Source organism: Exiguobacterium alkaliphilum, assembly GCF_018138125.1.
Taxonomy (GTDB): domain Bacteria; phylum Bacillota; class Bacilli; order Exiguobacteriales; family Exiguobacteriaceae; genus Exiguobacterium; species Exiguobacterium alkaliphilum.
The window spans coordinates 666,474-687,439 of the sequence record NZ_CP073101.1; the positions used below are offsets into that span (position 1 = coordinate 666,474).

General features: G+C 54.6%; 20 protein-coding genes. 15 read left to right on the top strand and 5 right to left on the bottom strand.

All coding sequences use genetic code 11. The features are described from left to right. Positions 1-55 precede the first annotated feature (55 nt). Positions 56-586 carry a TVP38/TMEM64 family protein gene (locus tag KB235_RS03600; RefSeq protein ID WP_211780417.1) on the top strand — a complete coding sequence of 177 codons (531 nt, stop codon included), beginning with the start codon at positions 56-58 and terminating at the stop codon, positions 584-586. On the opposite strand, the gene cls is transcribed toward KB235_RS03600, so the two are convergent. Further along, positions 562-2,091, bottom strand: coding sequence for a cardiolipin synthase (cls, locus tag KB235_RS03605; protein ID WP_211780418.1), 1,530 nt, complete (start codon positions 2,089-2,091; stop codon positions 562-564). The two genes, KB235_RS03600 and cls, sit on opposite strands and share 25 nt — an antisense overlap. A gap of 132 nt (positions 2,092-2,223) precedes the next feature. Here cls and KB235_RS03610 point away from each other — a divergent pair, with 132 nt between their 5' ends. Continuing rightward, on the top strand, positions 2,224-2,373 hold the full coding sequence (locus KB235_RS03610) for a hypothetical protein (protein ID WP_156028815.1): 150 nt from the start codon (positions 2,224-2,226) through the stop codon (positions 2,371-2,373). A 37-nt stretch (positions 2,374-2,410) separates the two neighbouring features. On the opposite strand, the gene KB235_RS03615 is transcribed toward KB235_RS03610, so the two are convergent. Then, positions 2,411-3,331 (bottom strand): EAL domain-containing protein, encoded by a 921-nt coding sequence (locus KB235_RS03615; protein ID WP_246514318.1) that lies wholly within the window; start codon positions 3,329-3,331, stop codon positions 2,411-2,413. A 205-nt stretch (positions 3,332-3,536) separates the two neighbouring features. Here KB235_RS03615 and speE point away from each other — a divergent pair, with 205 nt between their 5' ends. The 4 genes from speE (at position 3,537) to KB235_RS03635 (ending at position 6,777) form a co-directional block, all read left to right on the top strand. After that, a complete protein-coding gene (gene speE, locus KB235_RS03620; protein WP_034804220.1) occupies positions 3,537-4,376 on the top strand; it encodes a polyamine aminopropyltransferase in 840 nt (279 codons plus the stop codon). Further along, the gene (gene speB / locus KB235_RS03625) at positions 4,373-5,254 is read left to right on the top strand and encodes an agmatinase (protein ID WP_211780419.1); all 882 of its coding nucleotides are present in this window, start codon (positions 4,373-4,375) and stop codon (positions 5,252-5,254) included. The genes speE and speB overlap by 4 nt, the downstream gene beginning before the upstream one ends. A 2-nt stretch (positions 5,255-5,256) precedes the next feature. Next, on the top strand, positions 5,257-5,625 hold the full coding sequence (locus KB235_RS03630) for a Na-translocating system protein MpsC family protein (protein ID WP_034817632.1): 369 nt from the start codon (positions 5,257-5,259) through the stop codon (positions 5,623-5,625). A gap of 201 nt (positions 5,626-5,826) precedes the next feature. Continuing rightward, positions 5,827-6,777 (top strand): sodium-dependent bicarbonate transport family permease, encoded by a 951-nt coding sequence (locus KB235_RS03635; RefSeq protein ID WP_211780420.1) that lies wholly within the window; start codon positions 5,827-5,829, stop codon positions 6,775-6,777. A 35-nt stretch (positions 6,778-6,812) separates the two neighbouring features. On the opposite strand, the gene KB235_RS03640 is transcribed toward KB235_RS03635, so the two are convergent. Continuing rightward, entirely contained in the window at positions 6,813-7,565 is a 753-nt protein-coding gene (locus tag KB235_RS03640; protein ID WP_034817637.1) for a homing endonuclease associated repeat-containing protein, read from the bottom strand. A 462-nt stretch (positions 7,566-8,027) separates the two neighbouring features. Here KB235_RS03640 and KB235_RS03645 point away from each other — a divergent pair, with 462 nt between their 5' ends. Genes KB235_RS03645 through KB235_RS03680 form a run of 8 tightly spaced genes read left to right on the top strand, consistent with a single transcriptional unit; the run spans position 8,028 to position 17,600 of the window. Next, on the top strand, positions 8,028-9,941 hold the full coding sequence (locus tag KB235_RS03645; RefSeq protein WP_211780421.1) for a polysaccharide biosynthesis protein: 1,914 nt from the start codon (positions 8,028-8,030) through the stop codon (positions 9,939-9,941). Then, positions 9,938-10,966 (top strand): NAD-dependent epimerase, encoded by a 1,029-nt coding sequence (locus KB235_RS03650; RefSeq protein WP_034804206.1) that lies wholly within the window; start codon positions 9,938-9,940, stop codon positions 10,964-10,966. Before KB235_RS03645 ends, KB235_RS03650 begins: the two co-directional genes overlap by 4 nt. Then, positions 10,966-12,309 carry a phenylacetate--CoA ligase family protein gene (locus KB235_RS03655; protein WP_034817642.1) on the top strand — a complete coding sequence of 448 codons (1,344 nt, stop codon included), beginning with the start codon at positions 10,966-10,968 and terminating at the stop codon, positions 12,307-12,309. Before KB235_RS03650 ends, KB235_RS03655 begins: the two co-directional genes overlap by 1 nt. A gap of 25 nt (positions 12,310-12,334) precedes the next feature. Then, positions 12,335-13,699, top strand: coding sequence for a phenylacetate--CoA ligase family protein (locus KB235_RS03660; protein ID WP_211780422.1), 1,365 nt, complete (start codon positions 12,335-12,337; stop codon positions 13,697-13,699). A gap of 13 nt (positions 13,700-13,712) precedes the next feature. Continuing rightward, complete coding sequence (locus KB235_RS03665) at positions 13,713-15,044, top strand: nucleotide sugar dehydrogenase (RefSeq protein WP_211780423.1); 1,332 nt, start codon at positions 13,713-13,715, stop codon at positions 15,042-15,044. Then, a complete protein-coding gene (locus tag KB235_RS03670; RefSeq protein WP_211780424.1) occupies positions 15,032-16,162 on the top strand; it encodes a glycosyltransferase family 4 protein in 1,131 nt (376 codons plus the stop codon). The genes KB235_RS03665 and KB235_RS03670 overlap by 13 nt, the downstream gene beginning before the upstream one ends. A 27-nt stretch (positions 16,163-16,189) precedes the next feature. Continuing rightward, the gene (locus tag KB235_RS03675) at positions 16,190-16,891 is read left to right on the top strand and encodes a hypothetical protein (RefSeq protein WP_211780425.1); all 702 of its coding nucleotides are present in this window, start codon (positions 16,190-16,192) and stop codon (positions 16,889-16,891) included. 58 nt (positions 16,892-16,949) lie between these two features. Continuing rightward, complete coding sequence (locus KB235_RS03680) at positions 16,950-17,600, top strand: hypothetical protein (protein ID WP_211780426.1); 651 nt, start codon at positions 16,950-16,952, stop codon at positions 17,598-17,600. Between the two features lie 27 nt (positions 17,601-17,627). On the opposite strand, the gene KB235_RS03685 is transcribed toward KB235_RS03680, so the two are convergent. Together KB235_RS03685 and KB235_RS03690 are read right to left on the bottom strand one after the other, a co-directional pair. Continuing rightward, on the bottom strand, positions 17,628-18,389 hold the full coding sequence (locus KB235_RS03685) for a MerR family transcriptional regulator (RefSeq protein WP_034817656.1): 762 nt from the start codon (positions 18,387-18,389) through the stop codon (positions 17,628-17,630). 47 nt (positions 18,390-18,436) lie between these two features. Further along, complete coding sequence (locus KB235_RS03690; RefSeq protein ID WP_034817658.1) at positions 18,437-18,901, bottom strand: GNAT family N-acetyltransferase; 465 nt, start codon at positions 18,899-18,901, stop codon at positions 18,437-18,439. Positions 18,902-19,114: 213 nt separating this feature from the next. Between KB235_RS03690 and KB235_RS03695 the strand changes: the two genes are divergently transcribed. After that, positions 19,115-20,842, top strand: a complete 1,728-nt coding sequence (locus KB235_RS03695; protein WP_034804188.1) for a glycoside hydrolase family 13 protein — start codon at positions 19,115-19,117, stop codon at positions 20,840-20,842. Positions 20,843-20,966 lie beyond the last annotated feature (124 nt).

Sequence of the window (20,966 nt, forward strand, 5' to 3'; positions counted from 1 at the left end):
AAAGGCTGCCCCGCGAGGACGGGACAGCCTTTTCGTTTGAAAGGAAGTGTGTGCGATGGAATGGGCACTTCTCCCACTCCCGCTGTTTGTCATCATCAGCATCGTATTGAATATACTGATTGCCGTCGCCGGCGTCTTGCCGAGCGCGTTTTTGACGGCGCTGAACGTTCAACTGCTCGGTTTCGGGCCGGGCGTCGCGGTCTCAATCATCGGCGAGGCCGTCGGGGCCATCATTAGTTTCATCGTCTATCGAAAAGCGCTCCAGACGTATACGTCGCCGACCGGGACACGGTTCAAACGGCTGAGGGAAGCGGAAGGGATAGAGGCGTGGTTCCTCGTCCTCAGCATGCGGCTCATGCCGTTCGTGCCGTCGGGTCTCGTCACGTTATCAGCGGCGTTTAGCCGGATGACGCTACCCTCGTTCGCCGTGGCAAGCACGCTCGGCAAAGTCCCGGCCCTCTTGATTGAAGCGCTCGCCGTGACGGCGATTCTATACGTCGCGACCGGGTGGCAAATCGCGCTAATTGCCATGGTCGGCATCATCTATGTCGTCTGGCGTCGTCATAAGAGTGGCGAGAAGATGTGACAGAACGCTTCGACGAACCGTTTGCCGTTCGTCTTTTTCCGCAGGATCGACCAGTCGATGAGGATGGATTCGTCAAAGTCTTTTAAGAAGGCGTCATGCAGTTCTTGGACCGAGGACGTCTCGAATTGGGCGATTGTCATCTCGTGATTCAAATACATGCTCCGAAAGTCTAAATTAGCCGTCCCGACGAGTGCGATTTTGCCATCGATGAGGACGGTTTTCGCATGGATGAAATGGCGATTGTATTTATAAATGCGGACGTTCCGTTTGAGCAATTGTTCGAAATAATATTCCGTCGCGTGGAAGCTGAACCATTCGTCGCCTTTCCCGGGGACGACGATGCGGACGTCGATGCCGCTCTTGCCGGCCACTTCGAGCAGGGCGAGCAGTTCCGGTGGCGGAATCAAGTACGGGGTCGTGATCCAAATCGATTCTTTCGCCTCCATCATGAGCTGCATCAGACCATCACGGATCGTAACGTCTTTACCGGGCGAGGTGACGAGCAGTTGTGTCGCTCCGTTCGAATCCTTTGGTTCATCGATGAAATATTCAGGGAGATGCTCTTCGTTCGCGAACAAGTCCCACGTCTCTTTGTCGTCCTCGATGCCGGCATAGAGCCAGTTCTCGATAAAGAGGCGCTGCAGTTCACGGACGAGTGGACCTTCGACGCGAAGGTGCGTGTCACGCCAAAAGCCGAGTTTTTCTTCTTTCCCCAAATACTCGTCGCCGACGTTCAATCCGCCCGTATAGGCGATCTTCCCATCGATGACGATTAGCTTTTGATGGTTCCGGAAGTTGGCGTTGAAGACGAGGAGCGGATGGACGACCGGGTCGAACGCTTCGACGTGGACGCGCGATTCGCGGAGCGGCTCGATGAAGTCTTCCCCGATCTCTTGACTACCGAGCCCGTCGTATAGGAAGCGGACGGTGACGTTCTCGTTCGATTTTTTGATGAGGGCGTCGCGGATTTTCGAAGAGATGTCATCGGTTCGGAATAGATAGTATTGGACGTGGATATGGTGCGTCGCTTGCTCGATGTCGCGCAAGACGGCCTCGAACTTCGCCTCACCGTTGACGAGCAGCTTCGTCGACGTATGCTCGTCGGCCCCGGTCGCCCCGAGCTTTTGGAGTGTGCGGGTGAGCGGGAAGCGATCCGAGACGGCGTTCGCGGTCTCGATGCGCTCCATCTCAATCGCTTGGCGGAACATGCGAATCTCGGACGACGTCCGTTTGACGCGGCGGTGGCGGCGCGGCGTCCGACCGAACATGACCCAGGCGAGGGCGCCGAGGAACGGGATGAACAGTACCGCGAGCAGCCAAGCGAGTTTTGCCTGCGGTTGGACTTGGTCAAACAGGATTTGCCAGCCGACGATGAGCGGGGCGGCGATGGCGATAACGATCAAGAAAGGAATCAATCCATCAATCGAGTACAGGAGGACAAGAAGGAGCATACCGAGCAGGATCATCGTGAAAAATTGTAAGACGCGTCGTTTCAACAGGTACACCTTCTTTCAGTTCAGTTGTCATCACTGAATTCATTCCACCGTTTTCACATTGTTAATCTAAATACACGTTTTGGGATGTGGTCGACGGGAATGAACCATACTGTACGACGAAAACAATAAAGGGGTGTTTTTATGATGAAACGTAAAGGAACGTTAGCGGCATCATTGCTCGCGACAGGTATCATTCTCGGGGCTTGTGGGGGAGCCGACGAGGAGCCGATGGATAACAACGATACAGAGATGCAAAACGATATGGAAGATACGGAAGAAAACGACGACTAAAAAAATGGCCCCGAGCACATGCTCGGGGCCATTCGTCTTAAAGGGCGTATGGGGCCGGTTTACCGAAGTAGTAGCCTTGCGCCAAATCGAAGCCGAGTTCGCGACAGACGTCGACTTCTTCGGCACGTTCGATACCTTCGGCGAGGAGCGTGATGCCCATCGTCCGGGTCAATTGACGAACGTTTTTCAAAAATGCCCGTTTCTCGGCATCTTGATCGCAAAATGAGATGTACGACCGATCGATCTTGACATAATCGGGCTCGAGCCGCTTCAACATATCGAGCGTCGAAAAGCCGGCGCCGACGTCATCGAGGGCGACTTTCATTCCGCGTTTCTTGTATGTAGAGAACACGTGCTGCAAATGGGCCACGTCTTGCACTTTTTCCGTCTCGACGACTTCGAAGATGAAACGGTCGGGGCTGAGGTCGTAGCGGTCAATCACTTCGAACGTGTGCTGCAGGCAATAGTCCGGGTTGTAAATCGTCGACGGCAAGAAATTGATGAACGTCTTCTCGTGAGGCAAGACGGCGTGATACGTCGCTTTAATCGCCTCGGCACGGGCGCGCTGATCGAGCTTTGAGTGCAAGCCGAACCTGTTAGCGGCTTGGAATAGCTGGCCAGGTGAAATATCGTTACGACTACGCAGGAGCGCCTCATAGCCGAAACGTTCCCCGGTATCGAGGTGGACGATCGGTTGCAAGTGACTCTCGAATTCACCGTGTTGAATGAGCTCGATCGTATCGCGGTTGGCGATTTGATCCAACAGATTCCCGGCGGTGATGGGCGCGGTTTGGCGATTCGTCACGGGATCGATGCAGTAGACGTTCGATTGGATATCCGCGAGCCGGTTCGTCAACTCGTCTAGCGAGTCGTAAGGATGGGACTGTTCGTTGACGACGACGAGTCCGCGTTCAAAAAATGGGATGGTCGTGGCGCATGCCACGCAAGGTGACCACATGGTGATTCCTCCTTTCGGTTGTAAGAAACTTCTATATGTAGTGTATCGGTTGCAACTCACGGAAATCTCACACAACGCGACCGATTAATAAAAAAATCGTGCAAAATGGGTACAGGTTTTGTATACTTCCTATCGTATGAATAAGAAGCGCCTCAAAACGCCACTCGCATACGAACAACTTTTTAATCAGAAAGGGGTTCTATCGATGGACCAAAAATTAAAATTATGGTTTACGGAGCACCAGACAGAAGATTACGGAATCACGTTCCGTGTAAACCACGTTTATGAGAGCGAACAAACGGAGTTTCAACGACTAGAGATGGTCGAAACGGACGAGTTCGGAACAATGTTGTTGCTTGACGGTATGGTCATGACGACGGATAAGGACGAATTCGTCTATCACGAGATGGTCGCCCACGTCCCACTCTTCACACACCCGAATCCGAAGCACGTGCTCGTGGTCGGCGGCGGAGACGGCGGCGTCATCCGTGAGATTATGAAACACCCATCAGTCGAAAAAGCAGTTCTCGTCGACATCGACGGGAAAGTCATCGAATATTCGAAGAAATACTTGCCAAACATCGCCGGTGAACTCGACAACCCGCGTGTCGAAGTCATCGTCGGCGACGGTTTCATGCATATCGCCAAGTCGGAGAACGAGTATGACGTCATCATGGTCGACTCGACAGAACCAGTCGGCCCAGCGGCGAACTTGTTCACGAAAGGGTTCTACGCCGGCATCTCGAAAGCGCTCAAAGAAGACGGTATCTTCGTCGCGCAGACAGACAACCCGTGGTTCACACCAGAACTCATCCAGACGGTCCAACGCGACGTGAAAGAGATTTTCCCAATCACGAAGCTGTACACGGCGAACGTACCGACGTACCCGAGCGGCATGTGGACGTTCACGATCGGCTCGAAGCAGTACGACCCGGAAGCCGTAGCACCAGAGCGGTTCCATGACATCGAGACGAAGTACTACACGCCGAAGCTTCACAACGCGGCGTTCGTGTTGCCTAAATTCGTGGAGGATTTGACAAAATGATTAAACGTTTCGATGAAGCCTACTCAGGCAAAGTGTTCATCGCGAGCCTCCCGGAAGTCGCTGACGCGAAGACGGTATTGTACGGCATGCCGATGGACTGGACGGTCAGTTTCCGCCCGGGTTCACGTTTCGGCCCGAACCGCATCCGCGAAGTCTCCATCGGGCTTGAAGAGTATAGCCCGTACCTCGACGGCGATTTGACAGAAGCGGCCGTCTACGACGCCGGTGACATCCCGCTTCCGTTCGGGAACGCACAAAAGTCACTCGATATGATCGAGTCGTTCGTCAAAGACGTCATCGACGCCGGCAAGTTCCCGCTCGGAATGGGCGGCGAGCACCTCGTCACATGGCCGGTCATCAAGGCGATGCACGATAAATACGGGGACGATTTCGTCATCTTGCACTTCGATGCGCATACGGACCTCCGTGACGAATACGAGGGCGAGCCACTCTCGCACTCGACACCGCTCAAAAAAGCAGCCAACTTGATTGGCCCATCGAACTGCTACTCGTTCGGGATTCGTTCTGGGATGAAAGAAGAGTTCGACTGGGTGAAGGAAGTCGGCTACAACATGTTCATGTATGAAGTCATCGAGCCGCTCAAACGCGTCTTGCCGACGCTCGCCGGGAAGAAAGTGTACGTCACGATCGACATCGACGTCCTCGACCCGTCGGCAGCACCAGGTACAGGCACGCAAGAAATCGGCGGCATCACGACGAAAGAGTTGCTCGAAGCCGTTCACGCCATCGCGAACGCGGACCTCGACATCATCGGCGCTGACCTCGTCGAAGTGTCACCGGCGTACGACCAGTCGGATATGACGGCCATCGCCGCCGCGAAGATTCTTCGCGAGATGATGATTGGGTTTGTGAAGTAATCATGCCGAAAAAAGGTCAGCTGGAGATGGAACTGAGCGCCCGCATCACCCAATGGGAGAAAGAGTATCTCGGACGCGGTTCATTGACGTGTAAGGCAGACCTGCTCCGTGACTTGGCCATCGTGACGTTACAAGGCGTCTTGACCCCGGCCGAGTACGATCTCGCCACGAAATCGGCGGGGCGCGAGCAATTGAAGAAGTATCGCAACAATCTCGTCGAGTCGGGTCGTCCGCAACTCGAGACGATTGTGGCAGACGTCCTCGGACGGCGCATCATCTCGCTCCATACGGATATCAGTACGAAGACGGGGGAACGCCTCATCGTCTTTCGGCTCGATGCCGCGTGGGACAGTGGGATTGACAAGCCGTGACGACGTTTATAAACTAAAAGACAGATACGTGTCAGGATTGGCGGAGCGAGCCTCGGAGCGCTTCGTCACCGTCTTGACCCGGAGCTGAACGAATCATAACCCGACAGTTGTCGGCTAGACGGAGCGAACGCGTTCGAGCCGTCGGCATGCAGCGCACACCGTTTTTTCGGTGTGCGCTTTTTGTCGCCTAGGAGGAGAAACATGGAACTATTGACGTTTTTATTGACGAGTGCCCCGGTATTAATGTTTGTGACCGGTGTCGTGGCCGCGCTCGGCAAATCGAACTTAAAAATCCCGGAGTCGCTCGGCATCACGCTCAACTTATACTTATTGCTCGCCATCGGACTCAAAGGCGGGATGGGGCTCGCCTCGGTCTCGTTTGACGACTTGGCGCTCCCGCTCGCGGTGACGCTCGTCCTCGGGATGGTGCTGCCGCTCGTCGCATTCGGGCTCGGCGGCTTATTCAAGTTCAGTTTTCATGAACGGATTGCCATGGCGGCGACGTTTGGTTCGGTCTCGCTCGTGACGTACGTCGCGGCCGCGGCCCAGCTCGAACGGCTCGGCATTGCGTACGAACCGTTCATGACGACGCTCGTCGTCGTCCTCGAGATCCCTGGTCTCGTCGTCGCGCTGTTGTTATACAATCAGACTCGCGTTCTCGGCATCACGGCCGCCCCGAGCCAGTCGTTCACCGTCATTCGGGATAGCCTGCTTTCGAAGAGCATCTTGCTCCTCATCGCCGGGCTCATCGTCGGACTCGTGACGCCAGACACGTCGGCGCTCACACCGTTCTTTATCGATTTATTCCCGGGGGTGCTTCTCTTATTCTTGCTCAGCCTTGGCGTCAAAGTCGGGCAACAGTTGAAGACTGTCCCGTCTTATGGAATCAAGTTTTTAGTCATCGGGATGACGTTCCCACTGATTGGCGCGGCGATCGGCTACGCCGGTGCGCAATTCGCCGGGTTATCGGACGGCGGGACGATTCTACTCATGACGCTCGCGGCGAGCGGGTCGTATATCGCGGCCCCGGCGATGCTGCAGGCGTCGGTACCGGAAGCCGAACCGTCGTTTTATTTGACGCTCGCCCTCGCCGTCACGTTCCCGTTCAACTTGCTCGTCGGGATCCCGCTCTTCATCTCAATCGTCACATGACAAAACGCCGTCTCGGCTCCCGAGACGGCGTTTTCTTATTGCATCACTTTCTGTTCTTCCATGCATCGTAACGCGGCGGTCCAACTGCCGAACAAGGCGTTGATCGTCGACGTGCTCGGCACGTTTCGACCTTCCGCCCATTTGCGGTAATGGAGGATGCTGAAATGGTTCAATTCGTCCTTGGCGAGTCGGAGTGCGTCGATGACGTCATCTTCATCCCATTTCCGTTTCGGCGGGGCGATGTCGAGGACGAACAAGGCATAACTCCAAGAACCATACTTGCGGGCGATTGTCGCCACGGTCGGATAGCCTTTCTCTTGCGCCCAGACGGCGTAATGTTGCGACGTGAGCCGTTCGAGTTCGGCCGACGCTTCGATGAGGGCTTGGATGATTCGCTCTTCATTGTTTCGAGCCGTCGTCGTTTGGAGTTTTGCTTCACGGAGCGCATTCGACCAAGAACCGAAACGGCTGCTAATCAAGGTGAGCGACGGCGCTTGGGCGATTTTGGCCCATTCACGATACGTCTGGCTCGTGAAGATATCGAGTTCTTCGGCGGCCTCGTTGAGCGCGGTCAAGATGTCTTCATCGGAATAATACCGGTACATCATTTTAATATCGGCGGCCTGGACGGCTTCGCGCCATGAGCCAAACTTGTAAATCACGGTCGATAGGGAAGGGACGTCTTTGCTGCGGGCCCATAGAGTGTAATGTTTTGTATCGAATTCGTCGAGTTCGTTCGCTGCTTGTTGTAGGCATGAGAGGATCTGTTGCTCTGTCCATCGTTTCATCGTGATGTCTCTCCTTTTTGGAAGCGAAGGTCGCTTCAAAGGTCGTGGTGTGGTTGAACAATGATGGTCCTTTAAGGAAAGCCCAAGCGGTCAAGGGCACGTATACAATTGGCAACGTTCAAGAAAGGGAGCCGAAGTCGGCATGGGAGAAAGGCAAACGGTTCGTGTTCAGGTTATTGGACGGTGCAGTGACACGTTTCGATGAATCATGTAACCTCCTTTGTTATTTACAATTTACACCTAATTTACAACCATGTACTTTCCATATTACCCATTTAATCCGGAAATATTCACAAACCAAAGGAAATAGTCAACACACATTCATAAAACCGTTTAATGGCTAAATTTCGTTGCTATGAAAAAGCTATGGTTTTCTTTCGGATTGTGAATCGTGAACGGGTACTAATGTAGCATCCACCCATACATCGACTCATTTTCGTACTCTGCAAAGGCGGTGACAGAATGACTACACGATTCACGTATTATCCGATGGACCGGAAAAACGCAATGCTCATGATGCTTGACGTCATGATTGCGGCGGCGGCCATCTTCCTTACCTTCAAGTTGCTTTTCGCCCACGACACGACGGTCTCGGGTGACACGACGAAACTGATGACGATTTTAGCGCTGAAAACGGTGGCGCTACTCGCGCTCGGGTGGGCGACACGAGTGTATCGCATCGATTGGCGCTACGGCTCGATGCGGGAGTTGCAGTTGCTCGCTCTCGTCTTGCTCACGAGCGACCTGCTCGTACTTGGTGCGGCGCTTGTCGTTTTAAAGAGCATCTCGTATCAGGCATTGTTCGTCCAAAGCTTGCTCGCCTTCAACGGGATATTGTTCATCCGGCTCGTGGCTCGAACTCGTTCATTCTTCCGGTTCCGTCACGTCCAACCGAGCGGGAAAGCGACGCTCATCATCGGCGGCGGCGACTCCGGACAAAAAATCACGAAAGAGTTGAAAGAGTATCGGACGAACGTGTTGAACGTCGTCGGGATTTTAGACGACAACCCGCTCTTACAACGGCTCTACATCCACGGTACACCGGTCATCGGCTCAATCGATGCGCTCGAACGGAAAATTGAGGAATACGGGATCGAGGTCGTCGTCCTCGCCATCCCGTCGCTTCCTTATAGTAAGCGGATCCAATTATTGAAACGAATCGAGAAGACGGGCGTCGAGTCGCATGCCTTGCCGATGCTGTCGGAGCTCGCGTCGGGGAAAGTGTCGATGAACGAGATGCGCGAAGTCGCAATCGAGGATTTGCTCGGACGCGAACCGGTCCAGCTCGATGTGTCTGAGATTTCGCAAAAACTAAAAGGTGCCACCATCTTCATCTCTGGCGCCGGTGGGTCAATCGGTTCGGAGCTGTGCCGGCAGTTGATCAAGTTCGAACCGGGACGCCTCGTCTTGTTCGGGCACGGGGAGAATAGCATCTACTCGATTGACCGCGAGCTGCGCGGACTCGACACCGAGACGGACATTGATCCGGTCATCGGTGACGTCCAAGACCGGAACCGGTTAATCGAAGTGTTCGATCAGTACAAACCTGATATCGTCTACCATGCCGCGGCCCACAAGCACGTCCCGCTCATGGAAGGAAATCCGAAAGAAGCCGTCAAGAACAACGTCTATGGGACAAAAAACATGGTGGAAGTGGCCCACTTGTTCAATGTCGAGCGGTTCGTCATGATTTCGACCGACAAGGCGGTCAATCCGACAAACGTCATGGGCGCGACGAAACGAGTCGCCGAGATGGTCGTCCAGCAGCAGGCCCGTCACAGCGAGACGACGTTCTCGGTCGTCCGCTTCGGCAACGTCCTCGGCAGCCGTGGCTCGGTCGTCCCGTTGTTCAAAGAACAAATTGAACGGGGCGGACCGGTCACGGTGACCCATCCGGAGATGACACGCTACTTCATGACCATCCCCGAGGCGAGTCGGCTCGTCATCCAAGCGAGCGTCCGGGCGAGCGGGGGCGAAGTGTTCGTCCTCGATATGGGGCAACCGGTCAAAATCGTCGACTTGGCGCGGCGCATGATCACGCTCAGCGGCTTCACGCTCGACCAAATCCCAATTGAATACAGTGGCATCCGCCCTGGGGAAAAATTGTACGAAGAACTGCTTGCGACGAGTGAAAAAACGGACAGCCAAGTATACGACAAAATCTTTGTCGGTTGTACACGGCCATTCAAGTCGGTCGATCCGATCCTGCTGACAATCGACCATCTCCTCAACCAACCGAATGCGCTCACTTCCTTCCTCTTGTTCGTTGCCAATAGCGAGATTCCGGAAGAAGTGATGGAAAACATGTTCACCCCTCAAATCGAACCTGTCCGGATGCGGACGAACGATTCAACTCAAAGGAGGAAGACGTTATGACAAAGACCGTACTCGTCACGGGCGTGGCAGGGTTTATCGGGTTTCACTTGGCCCGCCGACTATTACGAGAGGGGCATCGGGTCGTCGGGATTGATGAAGTGAACGATTATTACGACCCGAGTTTGAAAGAGTCCCGACTCCACGTGCTCACGCATCCGAACTTCAAGCTATATCGTGATTCACTCGAGAATAAAATGGCGGTCACGCGGGTGTTTGAGAAGCGGCGGCCCGACATCGTCGTCAACTTGGCGGCCCAAGCAGGTGTGCGCTATAGTCTTGAAAATCCGGACGCCTACATCCAATCGAATATCGTCGGATTTTTGAACGTACTCGAGGCGTGCCGGCATTATCCGGTCGAACAACTCCTGTACGCATCGTCTAGCTCGGTGTACGGATCGAATCGGAAGATGCCGTTCTCCGAACAGGACCCGGTCGATCATCCGCTCTCGCTATACGCCGCTTCGAAGAAGGCGAACGAGCTGATGGCGCATACGTACAGTCATTTGTTCGGGATCAAGACGACTGGGCTTCGTTTCTTCAGTGTCTATGGACCGTGGGGGCGCCCAGATATGGCTCTCTATAAGTTCACGGAAGCGATTATGAAAGGTGAACCGATTGACGTCTACAACTACGGACAGATGGCGCGCGACTTCACGTACGTTGACGATGTCATCGAATCGATCGTCCGCTTGATGGACATCCAGCCACTCGCTGATGAAGAGTTCGACTACGTCGCGCCGCTCCCAGACCGAAGCGACGTTCCGTTCCGTGTCTATAACGTCGGCAATCATAGTCCAGTCCAACTGATGGACTTCATTCGCATTATCGAGCAAAAGCTTGGCAAGCGGGCGATTTTAAACGAACTGCCGTTGCAACCGGGCGACGTACCGGAAAGTTTTGCCGATGCCTCGGCGCTGTATGAGTCGGTCGACTTTCGACCGCAGACACCGATCGAGCGCGGTGTCCATGAATTTATTGATTGGTATCTCGCCTATCACCATGCGTTAAAGGAGGGGATTGAGTGATGCCGTCCCTACATGACAAAATTTACGCTCGTTCACCGCTCCCGGTCCAAAACTGGCTCATCTCCCTTTACGGATTGAAGTTATACCGGGAACGCTATGGTCCGCATTATGATAAAGAGTTAAAGAAACTGCGAAGGCAACGGCTCGTCGACCCGGATGCGGCCCAGCTGAACCGACTCAACCGCTTCCTCCACTTCTGTCAGAGACACAATCGTTATTATCGAAACTTGTTCAAGCGCCATGACATCGAGTTGCCGCTCAAGCACCTCGAGGAGCTCCAGCAAATCCCGGTGCTCGAGAAAGAGACGCTCCGAACGAATCCCGACATCTTTTCAGATGTTAACGCACCGATTATCGGAAGTACGGGTGGGACAACGGGAACGGCGCTCCAAGTCCGTTTCACCGTCGAAGACTATCAAGCGCGGATGGCCCACCTCGACTATTTCAAAGAACAGCATGGCTTTACGAAAGGGATGAAGCGGGCGAGCTTCACGGACCGGATGATTTGTCCCCGTGACCAAGAGGAGCCGATCTATTGGCGCTACAACGCCCCGATGAAACAAATGCTCTACTCGGTCGTCCATTTCCATGAACGGACCATCCCGGATTATGTAGACTCGTTGAACACGTATCGACCGGACGCCCTCGACGGTTCACCGTCCGCGATGATTGAAGTCGCCAAGTACTTAAAAGAGACGGACACCCGGTTGACGTTCAAACCGATCGCCATCTTCCCAACGTCTGAGACGTTGTCGCCGTGGGGACGGGCGTTATTGAGCGAAATCTTTCAAGCCCCGGTTTACGATCAATACGCTTCCTCGGAAGGGGCGCCGCTCGTGACGGAGTGCAAACATGGACGGATGCACCTGCATCCGGAGACCGGCATCATCGAGCCCGGCGAGAACGGTGAGATTTTAGTGACGAGCTTCACGACGCACGGGACGCCGCTCGTTCGTTATCGTATCGGCGATCGCATGACGCTCAGCGATGAGACGTGCCCGTGTGGTCACTCGGGGACAGTCATCTCTTCCATCGACGGTCGGCAGATGAATTACGTCGAAACACCGGAAGGTTACAAAGTATTCGAAGGTGATTTGACGGCGACGGTCGCCGTCTTGCCGAACTCTGTCCTCCAAGTCCAAGTGTTGCAACACGAGGTCGATCAAATCGAGATGCTCTACGTCAAAGACGAAGAACGATTTGAAGACGAGCATGAGACGATCCTCAAACGAGAGGTCGAGCGACTGTTCACCCCGAACATGCGGATTCGCCTAAAGAACGTGCCAGCCATCAAAAAAGAGCCAAACGGAAAAATCCGGGTCGTGAAGCGACTTCACGTCTGACCTATACAAAAAGGGGAGTTCAAGAATGACCACTTTCGCGTTGCGGGACATGTATTTCAAAACGCCGATTCGGTTTCAAAACTGGATGACGTCACTATATGGATTGAAGTTATGGCAAGAACGGTATGGTGAGGCGTATCGACGGGAGCTCATCCGTTTGAAGGACCGCCCGACCGACGCGGAAGCCGTCTATCAGGATCAGCTTGATCGGTTGAACGTCTTCCTACAGTTTTGTGCAGCGAACAACGACTATTATGCACGCTTGTTCAAGGAGGCGAACGTGACGCTCCCGCTCCGTTCGTTCGAGGAGATGCGCCATATTCCAATCCTCGAGAAAGAGACGGTCCGGGCGACCCCTTCGATTTACTCCAACATCAAGACGGACATCGTCGGAAAGACGGGTGGGACGACCGGGGCGTCGCTCCAGGTGAAGTTCACGAAAGACGATTATCAAATCCGGATGGCCCATCTCGACTACTTCAAAGAGCAACATGGCTTCAAGAAAGGGATGAAGCGGGCGAGTTTCACCGGTCGCGTCATCTGTGATCCGGACCAGGCGGCCCCAGTGTTCTGGCGTTACAACCGTCCGATGAATCAATTGCTCTTATCGCTCTTCCATTTGACACCGGACAACATCCCACACTATATCGAGGCGCTCAACCGGTTCAAACCGGCCGTCCTCGATAGCGCGCCGTCCGCCATGGTCGACATCGCCTCGTATATGAAAGAGCACGGCATCACGCTTGACTTTCAAATGATCGCCATCTTTCCGACGTCCGAGACGTTGACGGCGGGTGGGCGCAAACTGCTCGAAGAGGCGTTCAACGCCCCGGTGTACGATCAATACGCCTCCTCAGAAGGGGCACCGATTTTGACCGAATGCAGCCACGGTCACATGCATCTGCATCACGAGACGGGCTATATCGAGCCGTACGGCGACGATGGTGAAATTCTCATCACGAGCTTCACGACACACGGGACGCCGCTCGTCCGCTATCGAATCGGTGACCGTATGAAATTCGGAGAAGGGACGTGCCCGTGCGGCCAAGGTGGCACGTACGTCACCTCGATTGAAGGACGGCAGTCGAACTACGTCGTCACCCCGAAAGGATTGAAAGTGTATGAAGGCGATTTGACAACAATCGTCCGCGTCTTACCGAACTCGGTCATCCAGACGCAATTCCGGCAGTTCGATTTGCATCATATCGAGATGCGCTATATCAAAGATCCGGAACGATTTCTTCCGTCCCATGAACGGGTACTCGAGCGAGAGCTGAAAGAGTTGTTCGGGGAAGGCGTCGAAATCACCCTCACCCCAGTCAAACAAATCCCTCGCGGGAAAAACGGGAAAATCGTCGTCGTCGAGAAGTTGATGGATCAAATTTCATAATAACTGGAGGCAGATGGACATGGACAAACTCATCTCAGAATCACGGACAACACGACGAACCATTGCCAATCGCCATATCGCCGTCGTCGGACTCGGCTACGTCGGACTCCCGGTCGCGGTCGCGCTCGGGGAAGTCGGGGACGTCATCGGCCTAGACATTAACGAGGCGCGCATTCACGAGTTGAACGAACACGTCGACAGCACAAGGGAAGTCGAACGGGAAGCACTCGAGGCGGCGTCGGTCACGTATACAACGGATGCTAAAAAACTGGAGGAATCGGACTTCATCATCATCGCCGTGCCGACCCCAATCAATGAACAGAATCAACCGGACCTCGGCCCGATTTGCGGCGCCACGCGCGCTGTCGGGAAACATTTGCAGCCGGGGACAATCGTCGTGTACGAATCGACGGTGTACCCGGGGTTGACCGAAGAAGAATGCATCCCGCTCCTCGAGCAAGAGTCTGGTCTTCGGGCCGGGATCGACTTCAAAGTCGGCTATTCGCCTGAACGAATCAATCCGGGTGATCGGGTGAACACGTTCCGGACAATCAAAAAGGTCGTCGCCGCCGAAGACGAAGCGACGCTCGACGTCGTGGCCGCCGTCTATGAGACGGTCGTCGACGCAGGGGTGCACCGGGCTTCCTCGATCAAGGTCGCCGAAGCGGCGAAAGTCATCGAGAACACGCAACGCGACTTGAATATCGCCCTCATGAACGAACTCGCCATCATCTTTGAGCGGATGGACATCGACACGCTCGAGGTGCTCGAGGCGGCAGGCACGAAGTGGAACTTCCTTAACTTCCGCCCGGGACTCGTCGGCGGACACTGTATCGGCGTCGACCCGTTCTATTTGACGATGAAGTCCGAGATGCTTGGCTATCATCCGGAAGTCATTTTAGCCGGCCGGCGGATCAACGAGACGATGGGCAGTTTCATCGCCACATCGCTCATCAAGACGATGATTCGCCAAAACATGCCGGTACTCGGCTCCCGCGTCACCGTGCTCGGCATGTCGTTCAAAGAGAACGTGAGCGACATCCGCAACTCGAAGGTCGCCTCGCTCATCCGTGAGATTGAAGAGTTCGGACTCGAGGTGCAAGTGTACGATCCGCTCGTCGACCATGAAGAAGTGAAGCACGAGTACGGCATCGAGGTGAAAGCGTATCATGAGCTGAAACCGGCCGAGGTCGTCATCTATGCCGTCTCGCACGACGAGTTCGTCGATGCCGGCTGGAAGCTTGCCGCCCGCCAGTTGAAGATGGGTCGCGGCGTCGTCATGGATTTGAAAGGCATCCTCGACCGTACGACGAAGCCGGAGGAGGTGCACTTATGGCGCCTTTGAAGATTCTCCAGTTCTGCGCGGTCGACGCGACGGCTGACGTCTTGTTGCGTCCCCTCATCGAGTCTTTGAAAACCGAAGGCCATCAAGTCGATATCGCCTGTGCCTACGGTGACCGGACCGATCAGTTACGAGAGGAAGGCTGGGTCATCCACACGTTGCCGATCGACCGGAAGTTCCATCCGAAACGAAATTTACAGACGATTCAAGAACTCGTCACGCTGTTGCGGCGGGAAAAATACGATGCGATTCACGTGCATACCCCGGTCGCCGCTGCGCTCGGCCGCGTCGCTGCCCGCATTGCGCGAACCCCGCACATTCTCTACACGGCGCACGGCTTCTACTTCCACGAACGGATGAGTCGTGTCGCCTATGAACTCGTGTTCTGGCTCGAAAAATCGCTCGCCGCCCTCGCCACGGACTGGCTACTCCTTCAAAGTGAAGAAGACTATTCCCTCGCGAAGACGCGTCAGTTCAAGCGGGACGACCGTCTGCTTCATCTCGGTAACGGCATCGACTTGAACCGCTTCAAACCGATTGCGAAGACGCATAATCCGGAACAGCTGAAATTTTTGTTCGTCGGCCGCCTCGTCCGAGAGAAAGGAATCTTGGATTTGCTCCAGGCGTTCACGCAACTTTCGAAAACGCACCCTGGCGCGACGCTGACGATCGCCGGCGAGCTGATGGTGAATGAACGGGACCAAGAAACCGGAAAACTCGTCGAGGCGTACCTCGTCGACAATCCGAACGTCCATTATGCGGGCTTTGTCAAAGATACGCCGACACTCTTCAGCGATCATGACGTCTTCTTGTTGCCTTCCTACCGAGAAGGGTTGCCGCGTTCCATCTTAGAGGCGATGGCATCCGGTCTTCCGGTTATCGCGACGAACATCCGTGGTTGCCGTGAAGAAGTGATTGACCACGAGACGGGCTATCTCGTCCCTGTCGCCAGTCCCGACGCGCTCGCTGAAGCGATGGAGTCGTTCATCCTTCATCCGGAACGGCTCGAGACATACGGACGCCGTGGCCGGGAAGTCGTCGAGGAACGGTTCGATGAATCGATTGTACTGACACGGCAACTCGATTTATTCGCGCAAATCAGTGCGCGGGAGGCCGGCTGATGCGGGCGATTGAAAGGGGGAGGCGGCATGGAAGAAAAGCAAGTCGTTAAGCAACTGAGGACGGCGGCCGTCGACGGCCGCCTCACCATCCATATGTATCAGCAATGGCAAAAGCGCAACGATGGTCCGACGGTGCTCGAACTGCTCGAGACGTATGGATCGTGGGCGAACGTGCTCCGCCTCGCCGGACTCGACAATCAAATGCCTCGTTTCACGAAAGCCGAGGTGGTTCGGGCGCTCCGTCGGGCCGCGAAAGAAATGGGTTCGATTACGAGTGCGGATTACCGGAAGTGGGCGCTTGACCGGGACGTGCCGTCATTGACCGAGGTCGTCATCTTGTTCGGGTCATGGAAAGTCGCCTTGATTGAAGCAGATTTACTCGGCATGATGGCCAAAGACCAAAAGTGTGAAATCATTCAAGCCCTCCTCGAAGCGAGTGAGGACATCGAGCCGCTCACATCGACCGCTTATGCGAAGTGGGCACGGGCGCGTCAACAGCCGAGCATCACGAAAGTCGTTCGACGGTTCGGTTCGTGGAGCCGAGCACTTGAAGAGATCGGGCTCTCGAACCGCAAAACGTTCACGGAAGACGAGATTTTAAACGCATTGAAAGAGGCGGATGAGGAACTGGCAATCCTCTCGCCATGGGGTTATGAGATGTGGCAAAAAAAGATGGGAAAGGGCCGGCCCTCAAAGAAGTTCAACAGATGTTCGGCTCTTTTGACATAGCGGTGGAAGAGATGCGGTTGAGCCGGAGTGAAGGACGGAATCGGAAAGGAGGTGCGTCATGACGAGACCAATCGTGTTATGTATCGGGGACAACAAGATGTCGGCTTACGTATATCAGGCGATTCGGCACCTCGGGGTAACGCACGTCATTCGAGAAGACGGCCCATCCGAAGAAAAACCCGACTCGTTTCGAGGCTGGGTCCGGCAGTTGTACGTCCGGTACGCCACACCGTTCATGCGCTGGACGAGCCGGGCGCGCATCCAAGAGTTGAAACGGCGTCATCCGTTACGAGACGAACCAATCCCGATGCATCACGTCTTGAAAGTGACTTCGCTGAACCATGCGAGGACGAAAATGTGGCTTGACCGTCTCATGCCGGAACTCCTCGTCCTCCATGAGACGGGACCGATTGAGCCGGATGTGCTCAATCGAATCGATTGCCCGATTTTGACGATTCGACCATCGATGGCGGCGGGACAGCTCGAGGCGTATTGGGCGTTCCGGGCCAAACCGGACGTCTGTGAGGTACGCATCGAACAGTGGAGCGACCGCGGCTGGAGCGTCCTCGACCGGGCCGTCCTCTACCTCGGCGGTACGGACAATTTCGCGACTTATCCGTACCTCCAGCTCTCGACTGGATTGCCGCTCTTGAAGCGTCAAATCGAGATGATGCTCGAAGAGGACGTCTACGACCGTAGAATCGAGTAAAAACGGCCAGAGCTTTCGCTCGGCCGTTTAACTTTTGGTGATGCAATAATGTTGAATCGCGTCGTTGTAGTAGACGGCGAGACCGGGGGCGTACTTGTCATAGAACGCCGTGAAGCGCGAGTCTGCCACGTACATCTGTCCGAGGCCGCTGAACATATCGAGCGAGCAATCGTAGAAGTGGTCGTGGATGAACGCATGGTTCGCCTCGACCACCACTTGGACGCGCGGGTCTTCGACCGGGACACCGGCCGTGAACAAGTCGACGAGCGGTTTGACGAGGTCGACTTGCTGTTGGCTGAGCGCCTCCCAGTCCTCTTTCGTCCGTCCGTGGGCCCGTTTTTGTGACGTCGCATAGGCGTCACTGTCGCCCCAGCGTGACGTCACTTCCGCCTCGTGTTTCGTCTCGTGCGCTTTCAGCTCGTCGAACGACAAGCCTTTGAACAATGATTCGTCTTCCATTTGAACGCCTCCTTCAAGTGAGGCGAGCGTCGCTTCGGCGGTCTCGGCGAGTGCCGCGAAATAAGCTGCCTTTTCACGCAGCGCGTTCACTTGTGTCTTAAGGATGTGAGCCCGGTCGGTGTCCGTTTCGAACAACGTGTGAATCGTCTCGAGGGGAAAATCGAGCGAGCGATAGAACAAGATGAGTTGGAGCCGCTCCATGTCTTGTTTCGAATAACGGCGGTAGCCGTTCGCGTCACGCGACGGGACGAGTAGCCCGATCGCGTCGTAATGCCGAAGCGTCCGGGTCGTCGTGCCGGCGAGTGTTGCGAGTTGTTGAATCGTAACCATCTGCTCACCTCCTTATGGACAGCGTACGCCTTGACGTCGCGTCAACGTCAACCCTCTTTTGTGAACAAGGAAAACCCGTCGCGTTCGCCGACATACGCAAAACCGAATTGTCGATAGTAACGGTTCAAAAATGCGTTCGTGGCGACACAGTCGAGGCGAATCGTCCCGACCGTCTGGGTGAGCGCGTGGCGCATCAATTGTTCGCCGACACGCTTCCCTTTCATCCGGGCATCAACGACGAGCCGATGCACGTAGACTGCTACCTCGGCGTCATCCCATAAATTGTGGTCCCATGACGTCGGGGGAATCAAGCTGACCGACCCGAAAATCTTTCCGTTTTCTTCATATACATAGACCGTCCCGTTCGTGACGTCGTGACGGACGAACTCGGTCCGACTCGGTTCCAAATATTTTTCCCACTGCGTCTTTCCGGCAGCGCGAAACGCTTTTGCCTTATTCAAAATCAATGAATCGATCGCTTGAAGATCGGCCCGTGTGGCCAAACGAATCATGTAAGTCGCCTCACTTTCATATCATTTCAAAATCGTGTAGGGTACACGTTGAGTAAGCTGTTGAAAAGCTCATTGTAGCGGTTTGTCTTTTTTGTTAAGATAAACGTAGTGCATCGTGCAAACGATTGCGCTAATGAGAGATAACGTCAACAGCACTGATATTAGTATATAGGATGAGTAGTGAGTTTAGGGATAAGGGAGTATCATTGACACATGCAACTTTTACAACGTGACCAACACACAAAAGGATTACAACAGACACAAACAAAAACGCTAAAACGTAATTGGTGGAAAGAAGCCGTCGCATACCAGATTTACCCGCGCAGCTTTTACGACGCGAACGGGGACGGAATCGGCGACATTCAAGGCATCATCGATAAACTCGATTATTTGAAAGAGCTCGGCGTCGACGTCATCTGGATCTGCCCGATGTACAAGTCGCCGAACGACGACAACGGCTATGATATCTCGGATTATCAAGATATCATGGATGAGTTCGGGACGATGGAAGATTTCGACCGTCTCTTGAATGAAGTCCACGCACGCGGCATGAAGCTATTGTTAGACCTCGTCGTCAACCATACGTCGGATGAGCACCCGTGGTTCATCGAGTCGAAGAGTTCGAAAGACAACCCGAAACGCGACTGGTACATTTGGCGTGACGGGAAACCGGACGGCTCGAAGCCGAACAACTGGGAATCGATTTTCGGCGGGTCGGCATGGGAGTTCGACGAGACGACAGAAGAGTACTTCTTGCACGTCTTCTCGAAGCGTCAACCGGACCTCAACTGGGAAAACGCGGACATGCGCCAAGCCGTGTACGACATGATCAACTGGTGGCTCGAAAAAGGCATCGACGGGTTCCGTGTCGACGCGATCAGCCACATTCGCAAAAACCCGACGTTCGGCGACTTGCCGAATCCGGAAGGCCTTGATTTCGTGCCGTCGTTCGAGATGCACATGAACGTCGACGGCATCCACGACTATCTCGAAGAGCTTCGGGACGAGACGTTCAACAAGCACGACATCATGACGGTCGGGGAGGCGAACGGTGTCTCGCCTGACGACGCCCATCTTTGGGTCGGCGAGCAAGACGGCAAGATGAACATGGTGTTCCAATTCGAACACATGGGCCTTTGGCGCGAAGACGCCGAGTCGAAACTCGACGTCGTCCATTTGAAGAACGTGTTGTCGAAGTGGCAAAAAGGACTCGAGGAAGACGGCTGGAACGCCCTCTACGTCGAGAATCATGACCAGACACGTACCGTATCGACGTGGGGGGACGATGAGCGCTATTGGAAAGAGAGCGCGAAATCGATCGGGATGATGTACTTCCTCATGCAGGGGACACCGTTCATCTATCAAGGCCAAGAGATCGGGATGACGAACGTCAAGTTCGACTCGATTGACCAATACGACGACATCGCGACACGCAACCGCTATTACATCGGTCTCGAACACGGCAAGAGCCACGAAGAGATGATGGACATCACATGGAACTCGTCACGTGACAACTCACGGACGCCGATGCAGTGGAGCAGCGCAGCGAACGCCGGATTCACGTTCTCGGACACGCCTTGGTTTGGTATCAATCCGAACTACACGGCCATCAACGTTGAAGAACAACTTGAAGATGAAGACTCGATCCTCAACTTCTATAAAGAGATGATTCGCCTCCGGAAACAAGATGAGACGTTCGTGTACGGCACGTATGACGTCGTTTTGCCGGAACACCCTGAGATTTACGCGTATACGCGCACGCTCGGAGACAGCCAATACCTCGTCATGACGAACTTGACGGGTGGCGAGGCGATCTTCGCTTCAGACCTCACACTTCGCTCGGAGGATGTCGTTTTGAAAAACATGCCGCTCGATCCGCATGACGAGACGACACTTCTTCACTTGAAGCCGTTCGAAGGACGCGTCTATAAATTGAGTTAACCGTTAAGACAGGGGCGACCCTGTCTTTTTGTGGTGTGAAGCACATGCGAACCGGGAAAGAAAAAGTTAGCGATTCCGGACCGTTTGTGAGGTATGGTACGATGGGACAGCGGAAAGGGGAATC

What these genes read in the sequence shown, in the direction of transcription:
- KB235_RS03600 (WP_211780417.1), top strand. Translation starts at nt 56, where the DNA reads ATGGAATGGGCACTTCTCCCACTCCCGCTGTTTGTCATCATCAGCATC.
- KB235_RS03610 (WP_156028815.1), top strand. Translation starts at nt 2,224, where the DNA reads ATGATGAAACGTAAAGGAACGTTAGCGGCATCATTGCTCGCGACAGGT.
- KB235_RS03615 (WP_246514318.1), bottom strand. Translation starts at nt 3,331, where the DNA reads ATGTGGTCACCTTGCGTGGCATGCGCCACGACCATCCCATTTTTTGAA.
- speE (WP_034804220.1), top strand. Translation starts at nt 3,537, where the DNA reads ATGGACCAAAAATTAAAATTATGGTTTACGGAGCACCAGACAGAAGAT.
- speB (WP_211780419.1), top strand. Translation starts at nt 4,373, where the DNA reads ATGATTAAACGTTTCGATGAAGCCTACTCAGGCAAAGTGTTCATCGCG.
- KB235_RS03630 (WP_034817632.1), top strand. Translation starts at nt 5,257, where the DNA reads ATGCCGAAAAAAGGTCAGCTGGAGATGGAACTGAGCGCCCGCATCACC.
- KB235_RS03635 (WP_211780420.1), top strand. Translation starts at nt 5,827, where the DNA reads ATGGAACTATTGACGTTTTTATTGACGAGTGCCCCGGTATTAATGTTT.
- KB235_RS03640 (WP_034817637.1), bottom strand. Translation starts at nt 7,565, where the DNA reads ATGAAACGATGGACAGAGCAACAGATCCTCTCATGCCTACAACAAGCA.
- KB235_RS03645 (WP_211780421.1), top strand. Translation starts at nt 8,028, where the DNA reads ATGACTACACGATTCACGTATTATCCGATGGACCGGAAAAACGCAATG.
- KB235_RS03650 (WP_034804206.1), top strand. Translation starts at nt 9,938, where the DNA reads ATGACAAAGACCGTACTCGTCACGGGCGTGGCAGGGTTTATCGGGTTT.
- KB235_RS03655 (WP_034817642.1), top strand. Translation starts at nt 10,966, where the DNA reads ATGCCGTCCCTACATGACAAAATTTACGCTCGTTCACCGCTCCCGGTC.
- KB235_RS03660 (WP_211780422.1), top strand. Translation starts at nt 12,335, where the DNA reads ATGACCACTTTCGCGTTGCGGGACATGTATTTCAAAACGCCGATTCGG.
- KB235_RS03665 (WP_211780423.1), top strand. Translation starts at nt 13,713, where the DNA reads ATGGACATGGACAAACTCATCTCAGAATCACGGACAACACGACGAACC.
- KB235_RS03670 (WP_211780424.1), top strand. Translation starts at nt 15,032, where the DNA reads ATGGCGCCTTTGAAGATTCTCCAGTTCTGCGCGGTCGACGCGACGGCT.
- KB235_RS03675 (WP_211780425.1), top strand. Translation starts at nt 16,190, where the DNA reads ATGGAAGAAAAGCAAGTCGTTAAGCAACTGAGGACGGCGGCCGTCGAC.
- KB235_RS03680 (WP_211780426.1), top strand. Translation starts at nt 16,950, where the DNA reads ATGACGAGACCAATCGTGTTATGTATCGGGGACAACAAGATGTCGGCT.
- KB235_RS03685 (WP_034817656.1), bottom strand. Translation starts at nt 18,389, where the DNA reads ATGGTTACGATTCAACAACTCGCAACACTCGCCGGCACGACGACCCGG.
- KB235_RS03690 (WP_034817658.1), bottom strand. Translation starts at nt 18,901, where the DNA reads ATGATTCGTTTGGCCACACGGGCCGATCTTCAAGCGATCGATTCATTG.
- KB235_RS03695 (WP_034804188.1), top strand. Translation starts at nt 19,115, where the DNA reads ATGCAACTTTTACAACGTGACCAACACACAAAAGGATTACAACAGACA.